An 18,673-nucleotide genomic window follows, 5' to 3' on the forward strand; every position below is an offset into this window, starting at 1 on the left:
GTCTATCAGGCGGCGGACATAGCGTCCAGCAGCCTGTTAGTGCACCGTTTCTTCGTCCATATCGGGCGCGGCCCACATCCTTTCGATGTTGTAGAACTCGCGTATTTCAGGACGGAAGACATGGACGATGACATCGCCGGTGTCGATCAGGATCCAATCACCGCCTTCCTGACCTTCGACACGGGCGCTTCCAAGCCCCTCGTCTTTGAGATCAGTCAGCAGGTGGTCAGAGATCGCCATGACATGCCTGTTCGAGCGCCCGGAGACGACGACCATGAAGTCTCCCAGTGCCGATTTTCCAGCAATGTCGATGGTAACGATATCTTCAGCCTTAGAGTCCTCAAGGCTTGTGAGGACGGCGTGCAGGGCGCGGGCGGCAGCATCGGCGCCACGTTCCGGGCTCTTCGGGACAACGGCAAGCGTTTTTCCCTTGGCGTGTACTGTTGTCAGTGCTTTCCCTTTCTCGGAATGACAAAACATGCACATCACTGATTTGGTGACCAAATCATAATTAAGATAGGCATCAAACCATTAACGTTTCAAGACGTGTGCAATCACAAAGCGTGAATGTCCGTCTTGATCACAAACCATTATTGAATGGAGGACTGCGCATGCGGCCTGCTGTGTACAGTCCTTATCACCACACGTAAAGTAAGTTCCGTTCCGACCGCAAAGATCCGTCCGATGAAAAACCCCGCCGAAGACACGCTCATTCCTGTGCTCCGCATCAGCTTTCCTCATGAGGACCGGCTCGGCCGCGGCAAGATGGAACTGCTCGAACATATCAGGGAAACCGGATCGATTTCCGCCGCAGGCAGGGCGATGGACATGTCCTATCGTCGCGCCTGGTTACTTGTCAGCGACATGAATCGGATGTTCCGGGATCCGGTGGTCGAGTCCCAGCGCGGTGGCCAGAAGGGTGGGGGCGCAGCGCTGACACCGTTCGGTGATGAACTCCTTGCCCGCTTTCGAAAGATGGAGCGGATGGTGAAGTTCACCCTTGCGGAGGATCTGGCCTGGCTCGAGGCCAACAGATCGCCCCAAACCGGTCGTTGATCACTGTTCCAGCGCGACGGTCTTTATGACGGCAAAAACAGAGGCTCCGATGCACACGCCCAGCCGCTCCGCCGAAAAACTCGTGATCCGCGAGAGAATTATATCCCCCCCGCAATCGACGAGCACATCGATCGTGGCGTCATCGGCCTGCGTCATGTCCTGAACAGTGCCTTCAAGCACGTTCAGCGCGCTGAGCGCCTCGGGCCTTCTCATTGCGAGCATCACGTCGCGAGAGGGGATCCGGACCCGAACCGCCTTCCCGGGCGTGAGCGCCGCGCCCGGGACATGAAGCCGCGTTGATTTCAGTGCAATCGTCGCAATGCGATGCTGCGCATCGACGCTTTCGACCCTTCCCTCGAGGAGCGAGCCCGCATCACGCCGCTCGAACGAGGCAGGCGGGTGGTTCAACACATCCACGGCCGGGCCGACCGCCTCCACTTCGCCATCCCGCATGACCACGACCTGATTGGCGAGGCGCGCCACCTCGGCGATCGAGTGGCTGACATAGACGATCGGAATATCCATCTCGTCGCGCAACCGCTCGAGGTAGGGCATGACTTCTGCTTTTCGCGCATCATCCAATGCCGCTAAGGGTTCGTCCATCAACAAGAGGCGGGGAGTCGAGAGCAGGGCCCGGCCGATTGCTACGCGTTGCTTCTCGCCACCGGAGAGCCTTTCCGGTCTGCGCTCGAGCAGGCTTTCGATACCGAGCAGCGCAACAATTCGATCCAGGCTCTCCGCCGGACCGGCGATTTTACCAAACCACTGACCGTATGACAGGTTGTGACGGACACTGAGATGTGGAAACAACCGCGCCTCCTGGAACACATAGCCGAATCTTCGGCGGTGCTTGGGGACAAAGATCCGCCGGTCGGTATCCGTCATGACATCGCCGTCCAGGATCACTTGCCCGTTGTCGGGCCTCGCTAGCCCGGCGATAATGCGAATCATCGACGTCTTGCCTGAGCCCGAACGACCGAAAAGGGCAGTGATCCCCCGCTCAGAGGTGAAGCTGGCATCGAGGGAAAAGGTGCCAAGCAGCTGCTTTGCTTTCACGACGAGCGTCATTCCGGGTCAATCCTCCTGCCGGCGATGCGCGAGAGGAATTCCGAGGCAAGCAAAGCGACCATCGAAATGGCGACGGCGACGAGTGTCAGCCGCAGGGCACCGGCATCACCGCCCGGGACCTGCGTGAAGGAGTAGATCGCCGAAGAAATGGTCTGTGTTTCCCCGGGGATGTTGGAGACGAACGTGATGGTTGCCCCGAACTCCCCCATCGCCTTGGCGAAGGAAAGGATCATTCCGGCGATGATCCCGGGCAATGTCAGCGGCAACGTGATCGTCATGAAAACCCAGAGCGGGCTGGCTCCCAGCGTGCCGGCCGCCTCCTCCAGCTTTCGGTCGACCGCTTCGATCGAGAGCCGAATGCTACGCACCATCAAGGGGAAGGCCATCACCGCGCAGGCGAGTGCCGCACCTGTCCAGCGAAACGAAAAGACGATGCCGAAATACTGGTCGAGAAAACTGCCGATCGGTCCGCGACGCCCAAAGAGGATCAGCAAGACGAAGCCTGTGACGACAGGGGGAAGGATCAGCGGCAGGTGAACGACCCCATTCAGGATCGACTTACCCCAAAACCGTCCGCGCGCCAGCAACAGGGCGACTCCGATACCGAATGGCAGGCTCGCCAGCATCGCGACCACTGACACGCGCAGGCTGAGCAAGATCGCCGTCCATTCATCATTGCTCAGGCCGAGTGCGTCCAAGCCATTCTCTCCAAAATAGAAGGCCCGTCCGAGCGGGCCTTCTCACGCTATGTCTTCATGCGAAAAATCGCAATCATTTCAAGATGGTGAAGCCCTGCTCGGTAAAGAAATGAGCGGCTTTTTCCGACTTCAGGAAGTCCAGGTAGGCCGCAGCATCCGGATTCTTGCTCTCTGAGAGAATGGCGATCGGATAAATGATCGGCGGATGCGAATCCGCCGGGAAAGTGCCGACAACGGCAACGCCGGCGTCCGCGGAGGCATCGGTCTGATAGACGATGCCATAGGGAGCCTCACCGCGCGATACCAACGCGAGCGCGGCACGAACGCTTTCAGCGCCGGCGACCTTGGCTTCAACCGAGGGCCACACGCCAAGCGCTTCAAGCGCAGCCTTGCCGTACTTGCCGGCCGGAACCGACTTCACCTCGCCCATGGCAAGCTTGCCGTCTCCGAGCAGCGCGGCAAGATCGAAGCCCTTCAAGATCTCGACCGGTTTGGCGTGATCCTTGGCTGCGACAAGCACGATCTTGTTACCCAGCAGATTGGACCGGCTGTCGGACTTGATCAGATTCTTTTTCGCAAGGTAGTCCATCCAGTCTAGATCGGCGGAGATGAAGATGTCCGCAGGTGCGCCGCCTTCGATCTGCTTAGCAAGTGCAGAGCTCGCAGCGTAGGAAGCAACAGCCTCCTTACCACCCTCTTTCGCCCAAGCGGCATTCGCCGCGTCGAGAGCATTCTTCAGGCTGGCCGCCGCGAAAACAGTAACCTTCTCCGCAGCCGCGGCAGGTGTCGCGGCGACACCCAGAAAGGCGGCCGAAATGGCGGCGGCGGCGAATTTGATCCATTGGCGGCGACTGCGCATGATATCTCCCCGAGTTCGAAATATTCGCAGAGATATAACGTCGCCAGCGCCTTGGCTAGCGCTATATTTACACAAGCATAACCCTCCGGCTCGCCGATCAACCTCAGACTTCACGCATTCGTGAATCGCATATCTAAGCACCATCGGCTCACAAAATCGCAGAAATGGCCCTGTGATTTTAGGGTAAGATCCTCCAAGGGTTTGAAATTTCTGCAAAAGTAGCCAAGATTGCGAAATAATTAGGCAAGAAAGGAGAGGTCTCGGCCCGGAGCCATGCTTGTATCACATTGCTGCAATGCAATGAACCCGGTTCAAAAATCCGGCGACTATGATACAACACACGCATCGAACGGCGATCTCCTCCTCCCAAAGCCGTTGGATATGGATCGGCAACACTCCTCCTCCCAGTTGTCGATCAAGTTTATGAAGCCCGACGGATCTCCTCCCCCGTCGGGCTTTTCATTTGTCAAACCTCGGAAAAATCGAATTATCTGATGGTGCCGTTCGTGGCGCGGATGGCGGTCGAGCTGTGGCCGGAGCGCGGACCGTGTATGAAGGTCCAGGCTGGCGCTCGGCGCTTCCAGAGCGCGCGGGAATCGTCCTCGTCAACGCGGGCGAAATCAAACGTCCTCGCCATCTTCGATGAAAGGAACGACAGAGTGGAGCCGGGGCGGTCAATCACGGCAATCGGAAATGTGTTGACGATGTCCTGCCAGCGTTGCCACTGATGGAAAGTCTTCAGGCTGTCCGCCCCCATGATCCAGATAAAGTGGACATGCGGATTGCGCGCTTTGACGCGAGCCAGCGTGTTTGCCGTGAAGCTTGTCGCGAAATCGCGCTCGAATGCTGTGACCTTGATCGAGGGATGGCGGGCAAGCCGCTCGCTCAGCGCTATGCGTTCGGCAAGCGGCAACAGATGGCGTCGATCCTTGAGCGGATTGCCCGGAGTGACAATCCACCACAACTGATCGAGGCCGAGCCGCTTGATCGCGATTTCAGCCACCAGCGCATGTCCGTCATGCGGCGGATTGAAGGAACCGCCGAAAAGACCGACGACCATGCCGCGCTCCGTATGCGGCATGCGAAGATAACGTCGGTCGACTTCGTCGTTGATCACGTCAGGGCCGGGTCTGTCCGGTGCCGTGCACCCGATACTTGAATGATGTCAGCTGCTCGACGCCGACGGGGCCGCGGGCGTGCATCTTGCCGGTCGCGATGCCGATCTCCGCACCCATTCCGAACTCGCCGCCATCAGCAAACTGGGTCGACGCGTTGTGCAACAGGATCGCGGAATCGACCTCGGTGAAGAACCGCTCCACCACATCAGGATCGTCGGCAATCACTGCCTCGGTGTGGTTGGAGGAATAAGTCTGGATATGCTGGATCGCCTCGGAAATGCCGTCGACAATGGCAACCGAAACGATCGCATCCAGATATTCCGTCGACCAATCCTCCTCGGTGGCGGCCTTCGCGCCAGGCATTGCCTGAACAACCTCAGCCGAACCGCGAATCTCGCAACCGGCTCCCGCGAGGGCCTCCAGCAGCGGGCGAAGATGGGTCTTGGCAACGGCCCGGTCTACGAGGATCGTTTCCACCGCACCGCAAATACCCGTGCGCCGCATCTTGGCGTTGACGACAATCTCCTTGGCCATGCCGAGATCGGCCGACGCGTCCACATAGATATGGCAAAGCCCTTCAAGGTGCGCAAAGACAGGCACCCTTGCCTCGTTCTGAACACGCGCAACAAGACTCTTGCCGCCCCGTGGAACGATAACGTCGATCGTACCATCCAGTCCGCGCAACATCGCGCCAACGGCAGCGCGATCGGTCACCGGCACGAGCTGAATTGCATGCTCCGGGAGTCCGGCAGCCTTCAGGCCCTGAACGAGGCAGGCATGGATTGCCTGCGACGAACGCCGGGAATCGGAACCGCACCGCAAAACGACTGCATTGCCGGCTTTCAAGCAGAGCGCACCAGCATCCGCCGTGACGTTCGGACGGCTCTCGAAAATCACGCCGATGACGCCGAGCGGCGTGCGGACGCGCTCGATCTTCAGGCCATTCGGCCGTTCCCACGCCGCGATTACTTCGCCGACCGGGTCCTTCAAAGCAGCAATCGCGCGAATGCCTTCAGCCATCTCGGCGATGCGCTTGTCGGTCAGCGTCAGACGATCGACAAAGGATGCGAGCATCTCGGTGCCGGCGACATCCTTCAGATCCTTGGCATTTTCGGAGAGGATATGATCCCTGTTGGCGAGGATCGCATCTGCCATAGCATTCAATGCCCTGTTCTTCGCCTCGGTGGATGCGAAGCCCAACGGTCGCGCCGCAGCCTTGGCCTTGCGGCCGATGTCATTCATCAGCGCGTCAATGTCAGGGCTCTGCGCAACAGTATCAAGCATAGCTTGTGTCCTTCTTCTGCCTTTCCGATTTCGAACCGATCTGCGACGTCATCACCATGTCGTCGCGATGGATCATTGCCGCGCGTCCCGCGTAACCGAGGATTGCCTCGATCTCCGTCGATTTGCGACCAGTGATCTGCCGTGCCTCTTCGGCATCATAGCCAGCAAGCCCTCGCGCGATCTCGCGGCCCTGGGGCCCCACAATCGCCACCGTATCGCCGCGGCTGAAAAGCCCGATAACCTTGCGAACACCTGCAGGAAGCAGGCTCTTGCCGGCGCCGAGCGCAGCAACGGCGCCCTCATCGACGTGAAGTTCGCCCGCCGGCTGCAACTGTCCGGCAATCCAAGTCTTTCGTGCCGTGACGGGCGTCCTTGAAGGGGCAAACCACGAGGACCGCGCCCCATTCTCGATTGCCGAGAGCGGGCTGTCTGTCTTGCCGGACGCAATGATCATTGCACAGCCGGCCGTCGTCGCGATCTTGCCGGCATCGATCTTGGTGCGCATACCGCCACGCGACAGCTCGGACGCGGCACCGCCAGCCATGGCTTCAATCTCAGGCGTGATCTCAGCGATCGTGGCCAGAAACTCCGCCTGCGGATCGAGGTGCGGCGGCGCCGCATAGAGGCCATCGATATCCGACAGCAGGATCAGCAGATCGGCGCCGGTCATCGTCGCAACACGGGCGGCGAGGCGATCGTTGTCGCCGTAGCGAATTTCGCTGGTGGCAACGGTATCGTTCTCGTTGATGATCGGCACGGCACCGATCTTCAAAAGTTGGTTGATGGTGGCGCGCGCGTTCAGATAGCGGCGACGCTCTTCCGTGTCGCCGAGCGTCAGCAGAATCTGGCCAGCGACGATCTCATCGCGCGACAGGCTTTCTGACCAGGCGCGCGCCAAGGCGATCTGGCCGACGGCCGCCGACGCCTGGCTTTCCTCCAGCTTCAGCGCGCCGGAAGGCAGGTCCAGCACCGAACGACCGAGCGCGATGGCACCCGAGGAAACGACGAGGACGTCAACGCCCTTGGCTTTCAGCGCCGCAATATCGCGGCACATTGCATCCAGCCATGCCTTCTTCAGACCCGTCTTGCGATCGACAAGGAGAGCCGAGCCAATCTTGATAACGACGCGGCGATAGCGCCCAAGCGACTTACGCGTCGTCATTGGCCTCGCCTTCATCTTCCGACACCATATCGCGGTGGCGAAGCTTCGGTGCCTTGGCAAGCTTTTCCGCCGCGCCGGCATTCGCCTCGACGATGATATCGCGTAGGGCACGCAACACTTCCGTCATGCCCTTGCCCGTCGCTGCGGAAATCTGGAACGGTGTCTTGCCGCAGGCCTTAGCAAGTTCCTTCATCTTCTTCTTCAGCGTGTCGTCGTCGAGAACATCGATCTGCGACAGAGCGACGATCTCAACCTTGTCGCCAAGGTCGCCGCCATACGCCTCGAGTTCGCGGCGGACGGTCGTGTAAGCTTTACCAACCTTTTCCTCCTGCGAAGACACGAGATGCAGCAGTACGCGTGTGCGCTCGACGTGGCCAAGGAAGCGGTCCCCGATCCCGACGCCCTCATGTGCGCCTTCGATCAGCCCCGGAATATCGGCAAGGACAAATTCCTGCCCGTCGACGGTCGCGACACCGAGGTTCGGGTGCAGCGTCGTAAAGGGGTAGTTCGCAATCTTCGGTCGGGCGCGGGTGACGGCTGCGAGGAACGTGGACTTGCCGGCATTCGGCAATCCAACAAGGCCCGCATCGGCAATCAACTTCAGATGCAGCCAGATCGTCTTTTCCTCGCCGGGAAGACCGGGATTGGCCCAGTCCGGCGCCTGATTGACCGAGGATTTGAAGTGCGCATTGCCGAAGCCGCCATTGCCGCCCGCGGCGAGCCGGAAGCGCTGTCCTTCTTCGGTCAGATCGCAGATCAGCGTCGCCCTGTCTTCCTCGAAGATCTGCGTGCCGACAGGCACCTTGAGCGCCACGTCGTCACCATTGGCGCCGGTACGGTTCTTGCCCATCCCATGCATGCCGATCTTGGCCTTGAAGTGCTGCTGATAACGGAAGTCGATCAGCGTATTGAGACCGTTGACCGCCTCGACCCACACATCACCGCCGCGTCCGCCGTCGCCACCATCAGGGCCGCCAAACTCGATGAACTTCTCGCGCCGGAACGAGACACTGCCCGCGCCGCCGTCTCCGGACTTGATATAGACCTTTGCTTCGTCGAGAAATTTCATCTTACTTCCATTGTGCAGTGGCAGTTCATCGCCCCTCTTGCCGCTTTCGATATAGGCGGTTCAATCGGAGGTCAAAGGATTATCGTGAAGTTTGCGAGCTATAACATACAGTACGGCTTCGGTCTTGATGGCATCTACGACCTCGACCGAATCGCTGCGAGCCTTAAGGGCGCTGACATCATCGCGCTCCAGGAGGTGACCCGGGGCTTCGTCCGCAACGATTATGCCGACATGGTCGCGGACCTGGCGGCGCTTTTTCCCAACCATTTCTGGGTCTATGGACCGGCTTGCGACCTGTATCTCGAGGAGGCGTCGGAAGGCTGGCCGCCGCGCGGAACCCGCTTCCAGTTCGGAAACATGGTGCTCTCGCGCTGGCCGATCGTCTCGACCCGAACGCTGCTTCTGCCGCGCAGCCGAACGATCTCCAGGATCAATCTCCAGCGTGGCGCGACCGAGGCCGTTATCGAGACGCCTGCCGGCGCGCTGCGCGTCTATTCGGTGCATCTCGATCATGTCTCCATCGACGAGCGCAGCCGGCAGCTTTCTCATCTGAACGAGCGCATAAATGCCTTCGTGTCCGAAGGCGGATCGCTTACGGGTGGCAAAGAATTCGATATCAGCGATCCGCCGTTGCCCGAGGACTACATCGTGATGGGCGACTTCAACATGACGCCGGAATCGCCGGAATATTGCATTTTTGCCGGCGCCAGCGACGGCTATTACGGCCGTGTCCAGCGTATCGGCACGCCGATTGACGCATTTGCGGTGTTGAGGGCCCACACGCCCGGCAGCTACAGCTGGATGGATCCCAAGGATCACGGCAAACGCATGCATCTCGACTACTGTTTCGTCAGTTGCGGCCTCGCGGGCCGCCTGAAATCCGTGAAGATCGACACAAATTCGGTCGGCTCCGATCACTTCCCTGTCTGGGCAGAGATCGATGGCTAGGGTTGAGGCGTCCCGACACATCGGGACGCCTCCTTTTCATCTCAAGCGATCCTAGCCTGTTGCAGGGCGCCCGGCTTCAGTATCGTCTCGACATGCGTAACCATGGTGTTGCGCGCGTAGCTGTAGATTTCGCTGCAACCGGTCATCCGGAAGCCGAGCTTTTCCTGCAGTTTCAGCGAAGCCGGGTTATCGGCAAAGACGCCGGAATGAACCACCGTCTCGGGCATACGGCGCGAAAACCGCTCCAGAACAGCCGATACCGCCTCGCTCATATAGCCGCGCCGCCAGTAGTAGCGGTTCAGCCAGTAACCGAGGTGCCATAGACCATGGCGAAGCTCGATGGCGACGACGCCGATATGGGCGTCGTCACCAGCAGTGATGGCAAACTGCCAGTCGGGCATGCCGCCCGCCGTCACCGGCACCAGCCAGTCGAGCGCGTCCTGCCTGTCGTAAGGCGCAGGGACGCGCGCGAGCATGCGGGTAACGGCAAAGTCGGACAACGTGTCGGCGATCGCATCTGCATCGCTCAGCCTGTGCGGGCGGAGCACCAGCCGGTCCGTTGCAATGACCGGCAACGGACCGGGCGTCATCGACTGGCTCCTGGGTCTTTGAAGACTGATCGCGTTCATAGGACGCTCCCCCAGCTTCTCAGCGACATCCAGGTCTTGCGGTCGAGCCTGTACCACTCGACCGGCACGTTGCTGCCGAGCGCCAGCGATGCCGCCAGCCCCGATCCCTGGAACTGGAAACCGCACTTCTGGATGACTCGCCGCGAAGCGACGTTCATCACCCGGCACCGGGCATCGATCTGATCGACATCCTGCCGCGTGCGGAAGACCATATCGACCAGAGCATGGCATGCCTCAGTCATAAAGCCTTGATTCCAGTAAGGTTCTCCAAGCCAGTAACCGATCTCGACGGTTCGCCCGTCGAGATGCGGTTCGACCCCACAGCACCCGATAAAGGCGCCGTTTTCGGCCTTGGTGATCGCATAGACGCACTTGCCAATCTCGCCGTTTTTCGTGCGTCGCACGAAGTCGGCGGCATCATTGGCCGTGTACGGGTGCGGCATACGCGACACCATGGTGGCGACTTTGGCGTTGTTGGCAAGATGGGCAAGGGCGTCAATGTCTTCTTCGTGCGGCGCGCGCATAACGAGTCGCTCCGATAGTAAGACAGGGCAATCGGTCCTTAACCGCTCCGGCCTCAGCCGTTCCTTGGGAGACCGCTGGTCTTCCCGGGGAGACCACGATTGGCCTTCCCTCAACAATTCGCCTTGCATGTTCAGTCCTCCTTCGTTGGACAAGAAAAAAGGGGAGATGGCGCCCCATCTCCCCTGTTTTCTGGACTGAACCTGATACGCTCAGCCGGGTCGATGAGACGCCGGCTGTTTTAGAGCGCTACCGGCTTATTCCGCTGCTTCCGCTTTCGGCATTACAGACACGTATACGCGACCGTTGGCCTTCGTTCGGTAGTTCACATTGCCGGCGGTAAGAGCAAAGATCGTGTGATCCTTGCCGAGGCCGACGTTGGAACCCGGATGCCACTGCGTACCACGCTGACGCACGATAATGTTGCCTGCGATGACGGCTTCGCCACCGAACTTCTTCACGCCAAGGCGCTTGGATTCGGAATCACGACCGTTGCGCGACGAACCGCCAGCTTTTTTGTGTGCCATTGGTGTTCTCCTTTAAACCTTAAAGTCCCGTGATCTTACTTGGCAGCCACGATGTCCGTGATGCGGACAACCGTGTGATGCTGACGGTGGCCGCGCGAACGCTTCGAGTTCTGACGACGGCGCTTCTTGAAGGCGATGACCTTCTTGCCGCGGTTGTGCTCGACCACTTCGGCCTTGACGGAAGCGCCCTTGACGAAGGGAGCACCAATCGCAGCGTCGGCGCCTTCGCCGATTACGAGGACTTCGGTGAATTCAATTGCGTCGCCAGCGGTTGCTTCAAGCTTCTCGATGGTCAGCACGTCGTTTGCCGCCACCCGGTACTGCTTACCGCCGGTCTTGATGACTGCGAACATTTTTTATCCTTTCATGTTCGTTCCGGCTCATACCCGCCAAACAAGCAGGTGGCCGTCTTTTTATCAGTCGAGGTTAAGCAGGGATTTCAGAGGCTTTCGCCCAGAACTCTCGCTGCCGGTGATCCGCCTGCGCGAGCGCGAAACGGGCAGGCGCGGACTTATCCACACCTATTGCGAAGCCGAGATACGCGAGGCCCAAAACACTGTCAAGGCAAAAGGATGAAAAGCTTTGAGATTTCGTCTTGCCAGCCCGTCATTCTGTCGCTATGTAGCCCACCGCGCCGAACAAGCGCCGACCAGACCGCGGAGAGGTGGCAGAGTGGTCGAATGCACCGCACTCGAAATGCGGCATACCTGCAAGGGTATCGTGGGTTCAAATCCCACCCTCTCCGCCATAAATCCCTCGGAATGCCAAGGTTTTCCGGCCTCTATTACGATACCCCTAAAAATTGGATTCTAGTGCCGGAATCGGCTGCAGCCACGCTCTCGGCACTTCGCTTGCTCGTGGACTGACGCCAGGCGTCAACTCGATCAGCTGCAAGCAAATTTGATGTCCGATGCCGTTAGGCCGTTCCGGCAGACTTGATCCCCGGGCCGCCCATCGTTCTTGGTGGAAAGCGCATATGCCGTAGAGACGGCGGCGTTGGCATTTCGTTCTATTGCTGCCATGAAGTGTAAGGTCTCAGGAATTGGTAGCAAAATGAGTCGCCCGCTTACGCTTTACATGGACGAGACGGGAAATCGCCACCCGGACAAGAAGTCGGACGCCTCTCGACAGGGGCGTGATTGGTTTGGATTCGGTGGTATTCTCGTGAAGGGTGAGGATAACGATGAGGTGCGCGCGCTTCGTCAATCCTTTGCAGAGAAATGGAAGCTTGGTGATAATCCGGCCCATATCACTGACATGCTTTCTGAACACAAAAAATTTGCGTGGCTGGGAAGGGTATCTCAGTCACAGCGCGACGAGTTCTGGGATGACTGGCGGAAGGTGTTGTGCCGAGCCCCGGTGATGGGATTGGGTTGCGTTGTTGATAGGCCGGGCTACGTCGCTCGAGGATATCTTAAGAAGCATGCCGATGCGTGGAGGCTTTGCCGCAGCGCATTTGACATCACCGTCGAGCGTGCGGTCAAAATTGCGAGGCTAGAGGGTCGAAAGCTTCATGTCGTGTTCGAGCAAGATGCGGCGATCAATGAGAGTATCACTAACTACTTCAAGAACTTGAAGGAGAATGGGCTGGAGTTCGATGCTAGCAATAGCGCAAAATATGAGCCGCTAACTCAGGCAGATTTCGCTGAGACGCTTGGTAGAATACAGCACAAGCCCAAAGCGCACCCGGTGCTTCAGCTCGCAGACAGCTACATCTATGCAATGTCGCGTCATGCCTACGATAAAAAGTTCGCGCTGTATCGCCATCTCCGGGACGCGAAACGAATCGCCGACTTTGCACTCGAGAACGAGCATCTGCCGCACATGGGCGTGAAATACTACTGCTTTGATTAAAAACGAAAAAACCGGGCTAAACCCGGTTCTTCGCGGCCCCCATACGGTGAACCTGAAAGGCTTGCGCCTCGAAAGCGAAAATAGTCATTAGAGTCTTACTGTCAAGTTAACGGTGGAGATTTTTTTCCTGGCCGCAAGCTTGAGGGGTAAGGATGCTGCGCCAAGCAGCTCTTGGGGCGCATCTATAGGTATCTAATAAAATAGCATCATAGAGGTTGTCGTTGTCGCCTTCGTTGCGACGCTGCAGCCTATCGTCTGATGCATTCAGAAAAACGTCGCCTTCGCGTTACCGTCGAGCATTCCATGATGCCAATCGCGTGCCAACGATGTCGCTGAGAAACAGCACGGACGACATGACCGCCGCATTGGCCGCCCAGTAATTGAGGGTATTGATCAATGTGTTGGCATCCGGCCCGCTAGCTTTTGTCGCTATCGCGGAGCTGGCAAGCCACCACATACCACTGATGACGGCCGCCAGAGTTCCATAAATCTTCAGCGACTTTGATAGATGATTAAACCAGTCGGGCCAGAAAAAGGCGAGCAGCAAGCAGAGCAAGAAGATTATCAATGATAGATAAACAATAAACACATTTTCCTCTTGGTAGTATTTGGAGTTCCCTGCATCGCACAGATGCCTAAGGCTGATGACGAATAGTCCGCAGAGTTTAACAATACCTTTCAGAGGCCTCGACAGTCTCTCGCCGACGATGCGGATCTAGGTGTCTAGTGGTCCTTGGCTCCCCGCTCGGGGTATCCTACGCGTGTTCGACGCACTAGAGAGGATTGACATGGCGACAATTCGAAAACTTAGAGGACGCTGGCAAGCCCAGGTGCGTCGGCGTGGTATGAAGCCCCGCTGCAAGTCGTTCGACAGCAAGCTCGAAGCTGAGAAATGGGCACGCGACCTGGAGGCCCAGGTCGATCGCTTCGGTGCTGCACCCGATACCAGGATCCTCGAGAGCACGACACTCGGCGAATTGCTGGAGCGCTATCAGCGTGAGGTTTCACCGACCAAGCGGGGTTCTATCCAGGAGATCCAGAGGATCGATGTTCTGCGACGTCACGAGCTGGCTTACCGGACCATGATCGGACTGAGCCAGCAGGACATCGCTTCGTTCCGTGACGAGCGCTTGCGTTCGGTAGCTCCATCGACGGCCGTCCGTGAGCTTGCGATCCTCAGCCATGTCATCGAGGTGGCGATCCGCGATTGGGGGCTACCGCTCAGCCGCAATGTGGTGAAGCTTGTGCGCCGTCCGGTCATCCGGAATGAGCGCAGCCGCCGGCTGACGGGCGACGAGGAACAGCGTCTGCTGGATGGCTGCGACGCCGGACAGATCTCATTCCTCAAGACGCTCGTCATTCTCGCGATCGAGACCGGGATGCGCCGAGGGGAGATCTTGGGACTGATGTGGTCAGATATTTCGCATAATCGCCGGGTGATCACATTGACGATGACAAAAAACGGCTCCGGACGCGAGGTTCCGCTGTCTCAGCGGGCGTTCCAGGCTCTTGTAGAGTGGAAGGAACGAGCAGAGGTAGATCAATCTACCGTCTTCCCAACGACAGCCGGTGCACTCGAACAAGCCTGGCGCCGTTTGCTGGCTCGGTCGGACGTCAAGGCGTTGCGTTTCCATGATCTGCGTCACGAAAGCGTCAGTCGAATGTTCGAGCGTGGTTTGAACATGATTGAGGTAAGCAGCGTCTCCGGTCACAAGGAGCTCCGGATGCTAAAGCGCTACACCCATCTCAGCGCAGATGCCCTGGTCGGACGTCTCGGATAGATTATGCTCGACAACAACACGCATAGGAAGGTTGCAAAAAGTTGAAACTCGCCATATGATTGTGACAAAAGTGACAACTTTTGAGACTACATGCCACATGAGATGTCAACTTTTCATCCATTCCTGTGCTCAAAATCGCCGATTTGGTTGCGCTAAGTTGACAGAGCTTTACGTTTGGTTGGCACTTTTGCGCCGAAATCATGGTTTTCCCGAAAGTGTCAACTTGAGTGAAATCTAAAATGCGATTAGCACCGGCGACACATCTGAGCGGCTGAGGTGGTCGGTTATCGTTCATCTGAAACCGCGCGGAACACAGTAACCGATCGTTCACCACCATTGCCGGAAGCCTTGCCTGGTCGCACCGAAAACGTATTCAGCTCCCTTATCCTGGAGGCTCTCAAGAATGACTGCCGAGCGCGCTCAGCCAGCTCTTAAGTCAGGCTCATTGTCTCAAGGGACACCGTCGGGGGCTGGGATATTCACTGGCCGTCGCCAACATGGACGATGCTAATTTCCGCGCCGTCATTCTCTCTGCAGTCTGGTGGTGACCGCTAACCTCCCTTGCCCGCGAGAGCTGGGCTTCCTTATCGCTGACTTGGTGTCGTTGCCGAAATGGAGGTCCTAGAAAAAGGCAATGCGCTCGATGGGGATGGCTTTTGGGTTCACCGAATTCCGACGACCAAACCTCCCATGCCGGGAAATTGACACAGCGGCTTGCCGGCAGGCTTTTGGGGCTAATCAGCTCATTAATCACAAACCATCACGGATCGCGCCAGCACGCATCCTCGAGTCGGCAAGACACACCAGGCTCGCACTCCTTTAAATTCCGAATGCGGCGAAGCCGGAGCTAGCTGCCGCAGGTAAGCGGAGGGCGATAGGCGCTGTCTCCGTTTCCCGGGCAGGGTCACGCTTTGTGCGGTCTCTCTCCATATCTATACCTTTGTAAATATTAATATAAGGGAGAAACAGCACAAAGCGTGACTGGAAGAAAATGGGCGCTCCGGCTCAGGACCTGGCTATAACTAAGTTAGACGCAGAAAGGAGCGCGCTCTATGCACGAAGTAGATATCGAACACTCTTCCGGAGAAGAAGGCGGATCACCGGTTTTGGATGGCGGACGGCTTCGTCTTCAGCCCGCGTCGGCGCTGCGGCATGCTATTGACGAATGGCAGAAGCGCCTAGCGGAATTTCAGCGCAGCAATCCCAACCCTATTGCGCTTGCGTCGGCGGCGGAGTCGCGCAGGATTTATCGTTTGAGGAGGGAGGCGGAGGGCAAGACTGTCCGCCCCTACAACTACCACGACCACGAACCTTGGAAGTTCGGCGAAACTCATGAGAGTCGTGAACGTCGCCTTCATCGCGACAGAGCCCGCGCCAAGCGTGGTGTAGACGAAACGAGCGTCCGCTCTTGGACTGATCTTTCTTCGATGTCAGACGAGGAGAAAGCTGTCCACCGGCGGAGGTTGGCTGCTGAACGGAAGGCCCGTGAACGCGAGCGTGCGCGGCTTTCGCTGAGCGCGAATGGTGCCAATGCCGACGGCTCAAGCGAAACCGTCGGCGGAGATGTCGACTGGAACATGTTCTAAAGGAAGAATGCGATGATCAGCGAAGAATTGAGTGCGAGAGTTAGGGCAATGGCCGAGAAGTATCGCCAGCGGGAACTGGATTTTCTGGAGATGCTCGGAAAGATTCCGAACCACGTGCCGGAGCCGCGGAAGCCGCGGATTCGGGTAAAGGCGATTTCTCAGGCCTGGTCTCGTCCTGCGGAGTCATAGGCCCGTGTCCTCGGGGTGTAGAACGCCCGGCTTCATCCCCCGTATGAGGGTGCGGGGATGGACCTTAAAGCGTTGGGCAAGCTCGTCGATCGAGACTTTATCGATTATGAAGGCGTCTCGTGCCTCGAGAATCTGTTCTTGTGTGAGCGCTGGTCGCCGCCCGATCAAACTGCCCCTGGATCGCGCGGCGGACATCCCCGCCTTGGTTCGTTCGCTGATGATGGAGCGCTCGAATTCGGCCATCGCCGCCATGATGTGGAATGTCAGCCGTCCGCCGGAGGTGGATGTGTCAATGGCCTCATTAAGCGAACGGAATTCGACCTCTCGCTTTCCAAGATCGTTAATAACCTGGATCAAATCTATCAGCGACCGGCCGAGCCGATCTAGCCGCCAAACCACCAGCATGTCGCCGCCCTCTGCTATGCTCAACGCTTCAGCAAGACCAGGCCGATCAAAAGTCGAGCCCGAAATGCCCTGATCGGTGAACACGAGCTCACAGTCATTCGCCTCCAGAGCCTTCAAGGAGGTCCAGGTGCTGCTCGTTCGTTGAGACCCGAGCGTATCCAATTTTCCGCATAACATGCCTTCAATTCCATGACGCCCCATCGGGCATAATACCCGGTAACCCATTGACTTAAAGGAACCTTTTTGTCGGACGCGGGGTTTTATGTAGACCGCTGAAGCGAGCTGAGTAGAAACAGAGGCTTACGGCGGGGCGGATTGGTGAGAGCGAGTTATGGGATAAAGGTTCCCTTTTGTCGGCTAGATTCCCTGGATTTCGCATGAGACTTCACGTCGCGCTTTTCGCCTTAGCAATCGCCTCAAGCGCTCCTGCTATAGTTTGCGCGCAAGAAGCAAGCGTCTACCTCTTTCTCAACGAGGATACCGCAGAGATCAAGCTTGACGGTCTCAATGTAAGATTGCGAGCCGAGCTAACGGACAAGGATCTTTCGGAGCGCGAATTCATGCGCACGCCGCGCGTTTGGTTGACTTGCTACGATAGCGGCCGCCAAGTTATGTCGATCGACACCGCTGATGATCTCGACCCCTGGCCTTCAATTGGCGACGATCACGATGTCGATGTGGACGCAAGGCTCGTTTCTCAGGCAGGTTCCTTTCCGGAGCTCCAAACCAGGCTGAACGCCTCGCGTGTTACCCACCTCATGACCATCAGTATCGACGTCACCGGCCATGCCGAAGATATAGCGCGCTCGTGGATGCAGGGTTTCCCTATTAAGCTGAAGGCGTCGCCAGGTGGAGGGCTGAAGGATCTCGACCTTGTCATCTTTTCCGAAGCCAGGAGCCAGATATTCCGCACAAACGCTGCAGCGCTAGTTCGTGGATGTGAAGCGCTCAAAGGAGATTAATCGGCTTAAGGTTGATTAGGGGCGTGGATCTTCAGCTACGGCCACTTTTCGATAGCAGCGAGCAGATCTGGTTTGAGATGCCACCGGCGTCACTCGCCGATGAGCCACAGAAGCTCACAGGCGCGATGGGCACGTTGGAAGCTGCGAATCAACGTTTGCGACCACCGAGCCAGCCAATGAGCACCTCTGAGTCAAAGAACACATACTGCGCGCTAGACCGACGGCTCCACCTTCTCCCAGCCCAGCATGTGTTCATTCTTGTCGAGCCAGTCCTTCCGCACCGCCCAGTCCGGCAACACGCGCCCAACGAGATCCCAGAATTCCGGCTCGTGGTTACGGTGCTTCAGGTGGCACATCTCATGGACGACTGCATATTCGAGCACGGGCTTCGGCGCGAAGATCAGGTGCCAATTGAGGTTGATCTGTCGGTCCTGGCCGCAGCTGCCCCACATGTGCTTCTGGTCTTTGATTTGCACGCCGCGCGGCTTCAACCCATGGCGTTCGCCATGTCGGCGAACGAAGTCGCGGGCGTCGTCGCGCACGCGGCGTTTCAGCCAGAGCCGGAGAGCGCTCTCGATGATGGCGTCGGACGATTCCTGAGACAGGTCGGCGGGCTTGCGGATCTGAAAACCGTTGCGGAAGCTGACCTCGACCAGGGAGCCGTCGAAAGGCTCGATGGTGAGCCTCGTCATCCGGCCACGATAGGGGATCTTGGCGCCGGTCACGAATTGGTAGACGCGTGTCTGCGCTCTTGCGCGCTCCGCCATGTGCTGCACGGTCTCGATGATCCAAGCGCGCCTGCGGTTCAGCACGGCGCTGATCTGCTCGTCGGTGGCTTCCTCCGGCACCAGGAGCTCGAAGGATTTTGGCGTGACGCTGAGGCTCGCCTTGCGGGCCCTGGGCGATCGCCGCAGGGTGTATTCGATTTCTTGGCTGCCGATGTGATAGACGGCCAT

22 protein-coding genes and 1 tRNA gene are annotated in these 18,673 nt (G+C 58.2%); 8 read left to right on the forward strand and 15 right to left on the reverse strand.

Features of this window, described 5'->3' with window-relative positions; all coding sequences use genetic code 11:
* Nucleotides 1–36: 36 nt before the first annotated feature.
* Nucleotides 37–480, reverse strand: coding sequence for a ribosome silencing factor (gene rsfS / locus NBG89_RS16410; protein WP_431320809.1), 444 nt, complete (start codon nt 478–480; stop codon nt 37–39).
* 204 nt (nt 481–684) lie between these two features.
* Here rsfS and NBG89_RS16415 point away from each other — a divergent pair, with 204 nt between their 5' ends.
* Nucleotides 685–1,056: a winged helix-turn-helix domain-containing protein gene (locus NBG89_RS16415; RefSeq protein WP_431320810.1), complete on the forward strand. Its 372-nt coding sequence runs from the start codon at nt 685–687 to the stop codon at nt 1,054–1,056.
* Here NBG89_RS16415 and modC read toward each other — a convergent pair whose 3' ends face one another.
* From modC to obgE, 7 genes are all read right to left on the reverse strand, one after another.
* A complete protein-coding gene (modC, locus tag NBG89_RS16420; RefSeq protein ID WP_431320811.1) occupies nt 1,057–2,124 on the reverse strand; it encodes a molybdenum ABC transporter ATP-binding protein in 1,068 nt (355 codons plus the stop codon).
* A complete protein-coding gene (gene modB / locus NBG89_RS16425) occupies nt 2,121–2,822 on the reverse strand; it encodes a molybdate ABC transporter permease subunit (protein WP_431320812.1) in 702 nt (233 codons plus the stop codon). The genes modC and modB overlap by 4 nt, the downstream gene beginning before the upstream one ends.
* Nucleotides 2,823–2,895: 73 nt before the next feature.
* A complete protein-coding gene (modA, locus tag NBG89_RS16430) occupies nt 2,896–3,681 on the reverse strand; it encodes a molybdate ABC transporter substrate-binding protein (protein ID WP_431320813.1) in 786 nt (261 codons plus the stop codon).
* Nucleotides 3,682–4,168: 487 nt separating this feature from the next.
* Nucleotides 4,169–4,762, reverse strand: coding sequence for a nicotinate-nucleotide adenylyltransferase (locus tag NBG89_RS16435; RefSeq protein WP_431322718.1), 594 nt, complete (start codon nt 4,760–4,762; stop codon nt 4,169–4,171).
* A 37-nt stretch (nt 4,763–4,799) separates the two neighbouring features.
* Complete coding sequence (locus NBG89_RS16440; RefSeq protein WP_431320814.1) at nt 4,800–6,083, reverse strand: glutamate-5-semialdehyde dehydrogenase; 1,284 nt, start codon at nt 6,081–6,083, stop codon at nt 4,800–4,802.
* Entirely contained in the window at nt 6,076–7,245 is a 1,170-nt protein-coding gene (gene proB / locus NBG89_RS16445) for a glutamate 5-kinase (RefSeq protein WP_431320815.1), read from the reverse strand. Before proB ends, NBG89_RS16440 begins: the two co-directional genes overlap by 8 nt.
* Entirely contained in the window at nt 7,232–8,314 is a 1,083-nt protein-coding gene (obgE, locus tag NBG89_RS16450) for a GTPase ObgE (RefSeq protein ID WP_431320816.1), read from the reverse strand. The genes proB and obgE overlap by 14 nt, the downstream gene beginning before the upstream one ends.
* Before the next feature lie 84 nt (nt 8,315–8,398).
* On the opposite strand from obgE, the gene NBG89_RS16455 reads away from it, so the two are divergent.
* Nucleotides 8,399–9,262 (forward strand): endonuclease/exonuclease/phosphatase family protein, encoded by an 864-nt coding sequence (locus NBG89_RS16455; RefSeq protein WP_431320817.1) that lies wholly within the window; start codon nt 8,399–8,401, stop codon nt 9,260–9,262.
* Nucleotides 9,263–9,303: 41 nt separating this feature from the next.
* Here NBG89_RS16455 and NBG89_RS16460 read toward each other — a convergent pair whose 3' ends face one another.
* The 4 genes from NBG89_RS16460 to rplU form a co-directional block, all read right to left on the reverse strand.
* Nucleotides 9,304–9,891, reverse strand: a complete 588-nt coding sequence (locus NBG89_RS16460) for a GNAT family N-acetyltransferase (protein WP_431320818.1) — start codon at nt 9,889–9,891, stop codon at nt 9,304–9,306.
* A complete protein-coding gene (locus NBG89_RS16465; RefSeq protein WP_431320819.1) occupies nt 9,888–10,544 on the reverse strand; it encodes a GNAT family N-acetyltransferase in 657 nt (218 codons plus the stop codon). Before NBG89_RS16465 ends, NBG89_RS16460 begins: the two co-directional genes overlap by 4 nt.
* A 126-nt stretch (nt 10,545–10,670) precedes the next feature.
* Complete coding sequence (gene rpmA, locus NBG89_RS16470) at nt 10,671–10,940, reverse strand: 50S ribosomal protein L27 (RefSeq protein WP_004127267.1); 270 nt, start codon at nt 10,938–10,940, stop codon at nt 10,671–10,673.
* 35 nt (nt 10,941–10,975) lie between these two features.
* Complete coding sequence (gene rplU, locus NBG89_RS16475) at nt 10,976–11,293, reverse strand: 50S ribosomal protein L21 (RefSeq protein ID WP_007528566.1); 318 nt, start codon at nt 11,291–11,293, stop codon at nt 10,976–10,978.
* Nucleotides 11,294–11,598: 305 nt separating this feature from the next.
* Between rplU and NBG89_RS16480 the strand changes: the two genes are divergently transcribed.
* Both NBG89_RS16480 and NBG89_RS16485 read left to right on the forward strand, forming a co-directional pair.
* Nucleotides 11,599–11,688: transfer RNA gene (locus NBG89_RS16480), tRNA-Ser, on the forward strand.
* A 248-nt stretch (nt 11,689–11,936) separates the two neighbouring features.
* Nucleotides 11,937–12,794, forward strand: coding sequence for a DUF3800 domain-containing protein (locus NBG89_RS16485; protein WP_431320820.1), 858 nt, complete (start codon nt 11,937–11,939; stop codon nt 12,792–12,794).
* A 286-nt stretch (nt 12,795–13,080) separates the two neighbouring features.
* Here NBG89_RS16485 and NBG89_RS16490 read toward each other — a convergent pair whose 3' ends face one another.
* Complete coding sequence (locus NBG89_RS16490) at nt 13,081–13,383, reverse strand: hypothetical protein (protein WP_431320821.1); 303 nt, start codon at nt 13,381–13,383, stop codon at nt 13,081–13,083.
* Nucleotides 13,384–13,582: 199 nt separating this feature from the next.
* Between NBG89_RS16490 and NBG89_RS16495 the strand changes: the two genes are divergently transcribed.
* The 3 genes from NBG89_RS16495 to NBG89_RS16505 all read left to right on the forward strand — a co-directional run bounded on the left by NBG89_RS16495 (nt 13,583) and on the right by NBG89_RS16505 (nt 16,350).
* Complete coding sequence (locus tag NBG89_RS16495; protein ID WP_431320822.1) at nt 13,583–14,575, forward strand: tyrosine-type recombinase/integrase; 993 nt, start codon at nt 13,583–13,585, stop codon at nt 14,573–14,575.
* Nucleotides 14,576–15,627: 1,052 nt separating this feature from the next.
* A complete protein-coding gene (locus NBG89_RS16500; protein ID WP_431320823.1) occupies nt 15,628–16,161 on the forward strand; it encodes a hypothetical protein in 534 nt (177 codons plus the stop codon).
* Between the two features lie 12 nt (nt 16,162–16,173).
* Nucleotides 16,174–16,350 (forward strand): hypothetical protein, encoded by a 177-nt coding sequence (locus NBG89_RS16505; RefSeq protein WP_431320824.1) that lies wholly within the window; start codon nt 16,174–16,176, stop codon nt 16,348–16,350.
* On the opposite strand, the gene NBG89_RS16510 is transcribed toward NBG89_RS16505, so the two are convergent.
* Nucleotides 16,345–16,980, reverse strand: coding sequence for a recombinase family protein (locus NBG89_RS16510; protein ID WP_431320825.1), 636 nt, complete (start codon nt 16,978–16,980; stop codon nt 16,345–16,347). The genes NBG89_RS16505 and NBG89_RS16510 overlap by 6 nt on opposite strands.
* A gap of 152 nt (nt 16,981–17,132) precedes the next feature.
* Between NBG89_RS16510 and NBG89_RS16515 the strand changes: the two genes are divergently transcribed.
* Nucleotides 17,133–17,717 (forward strand): hypothetical protein, encoded by a 585-nt coding sequence (locus NBG89_RS16515; protein ID WP_431320826.1) that lies wholly within the window; start codon nt 17,133–17,135, stop codon nt 17,715–17,717.
* A 212-nt stretch (nt 17,718–17,929) separates the two neighbouring features.
* Here NBG89_RS16515 and NBG89_RS16520 read toward each other — a convergent pair whose 3' ends face one another.
* A complete protein-coding gene (locus NBG89_RS16520; protein ID WP_431320827.1) occupies nt 17,930–18,673 on the reverse strand; it encodes a M48 family metallopeptidase in 744 nt (247 codons plus the stop codon).

The sequence above is a fragment of the Rhizobium sp. YTU87027 genome (genome assembly GCF_050644135.1).
Classification (GTDB): Bacteria; Pseudomonadota; Alphaproteobacteria; order Rhizobiales; family Rhizobiaceae; genus Rhizobium.

Excerpts from the sequence above, each read along its gene's own strand:
- NBG89_RS16510 (WP_431320825.1), bottom strand. The coding sequence starts at position 16,980 with ATGGGTTACCGGGTATTATGCCCGATGGGGCGTCATGGAATTGAAGGC.
- NBG89_RS16440 (WP_431320814.1), bottom strand. The coding sequence starts at position 6,083 with ATGCTTGATACTGTTGCGCAGAGCCCTGACATTGACGCGCTGATGAAT.
- NBG89_RS16460 (WP_431320818.1), bottom strand. The coding sequence starts at position 9,891 with ATGAACGCGATCAGTCTTCAAAGACCCAGGAGCCAGTCGATGACGCCC.
- rplU (WP_007528566.1), bottom strand. The coding sequence starts at position 11,293 with ATGTTCGCAGTCATCAAGACCGGCGGTAAGCAGTACCGGGTGGCGGCA.
- proB (WP_431320815.1), bottom strand. The coding sequence starts at position 7,245 with ATGACGACGCGTAAGTCGCTTGGGCGCTATCGCCGCGTCGTTATCAAG.
- NBG89_RS16500 (WP_431320823.1), top strand. The coding sequence starts at position 15,628 with ATGCACGAAGTAGATATCGAACACTCTTCCGGAGAAGAAGGCGGATCA.
- NBG89_RS16435 (WP_431322718.1), bottom strand. The coding sequence starts at position 4,762 with ATGCCGCATACGGAGCGCGGCATGGTCGTCGGTCTTTTCGGCGGTTCC.
- modC (WP_431320811.1), bottom strand. The coding sequence starts at position 2,124 with ATGACGCTCGTCGTGAAAGCAAAGCAGCTGCTTGGCACCTTTTCCCTC.
- NBG89_RS16465 (WP_431320819.1), bottom strand. The coding sequence starts at position 10,544 with ATGCAAGGCGAATTGTTGAGGGAAGGCCAATCGTGGTCTCCCCGGGAA.
- NBG89_RS16515 (WP_431320826.1), top strand. The coding sequence starts at position 17,133 with ATGAGACTTCACGTCGCGCTTTTCGCCTTAGCAATCGCCTCAAGCGCT.
- NBG89_RS16505 (WP_431320824.1), top strand. The coding sequence starts at position 16,174 with ATGATCAGCGAAGAATTGAGTGCGAGAGTTAGGGCAATGGCCGAGAAG.
- rpmA (WP_004127267.1), bottom strand. The coding sequence starts at position 10,940 with ATGGCACACAAAAAAGCTGGCGGTTCGTCGCGCAACGGTCGTGATTCC.
- NBG89_RS16495 (WP_431320822.1), top strand. The coding sequence starts at position 13,583 with ATGGCGACAATTCGAAAACTTAGAGGACGCTGGCAAGCCCAGGTGCGT.
- NBG89_RS16520 (WP_431320827.1), bottom strand. The coding sequence starts at position 18,673 with ATGGCCGTCTATCACATCGGCAGCCAAGAAATCGAATACACCCTGCGG.
- rsfS (WP_431320809.1), bottom strand. The coding sequence starts at position 480 with ATGTTTTGTCATTCCGAGAAAGGGAAAGCACTGACAACAGTACACGCC.
- NBG89_RS16415 (WP_431320810.1), top strand. The coding sequence starts at position 685 with ATGAAAAACCCCGCCGAAGACACGCTCATTCCTGTGCTCCGCATCAGC.
- obgE (WP_431320816.1), bottom strand. The coding sequence starts at position 8,314 with ATGAAATTTCTCGACGAAGCAAAGGTCTATATCAAGTCCGGAGACGGC.
- modA (WP_431320813.1), bottom strand. The coding sequence starts at position 3,681 with ATGCGCAGTCGCCGCCAATGGATCAAATTCGCCGCCGCCGCCATTTCG.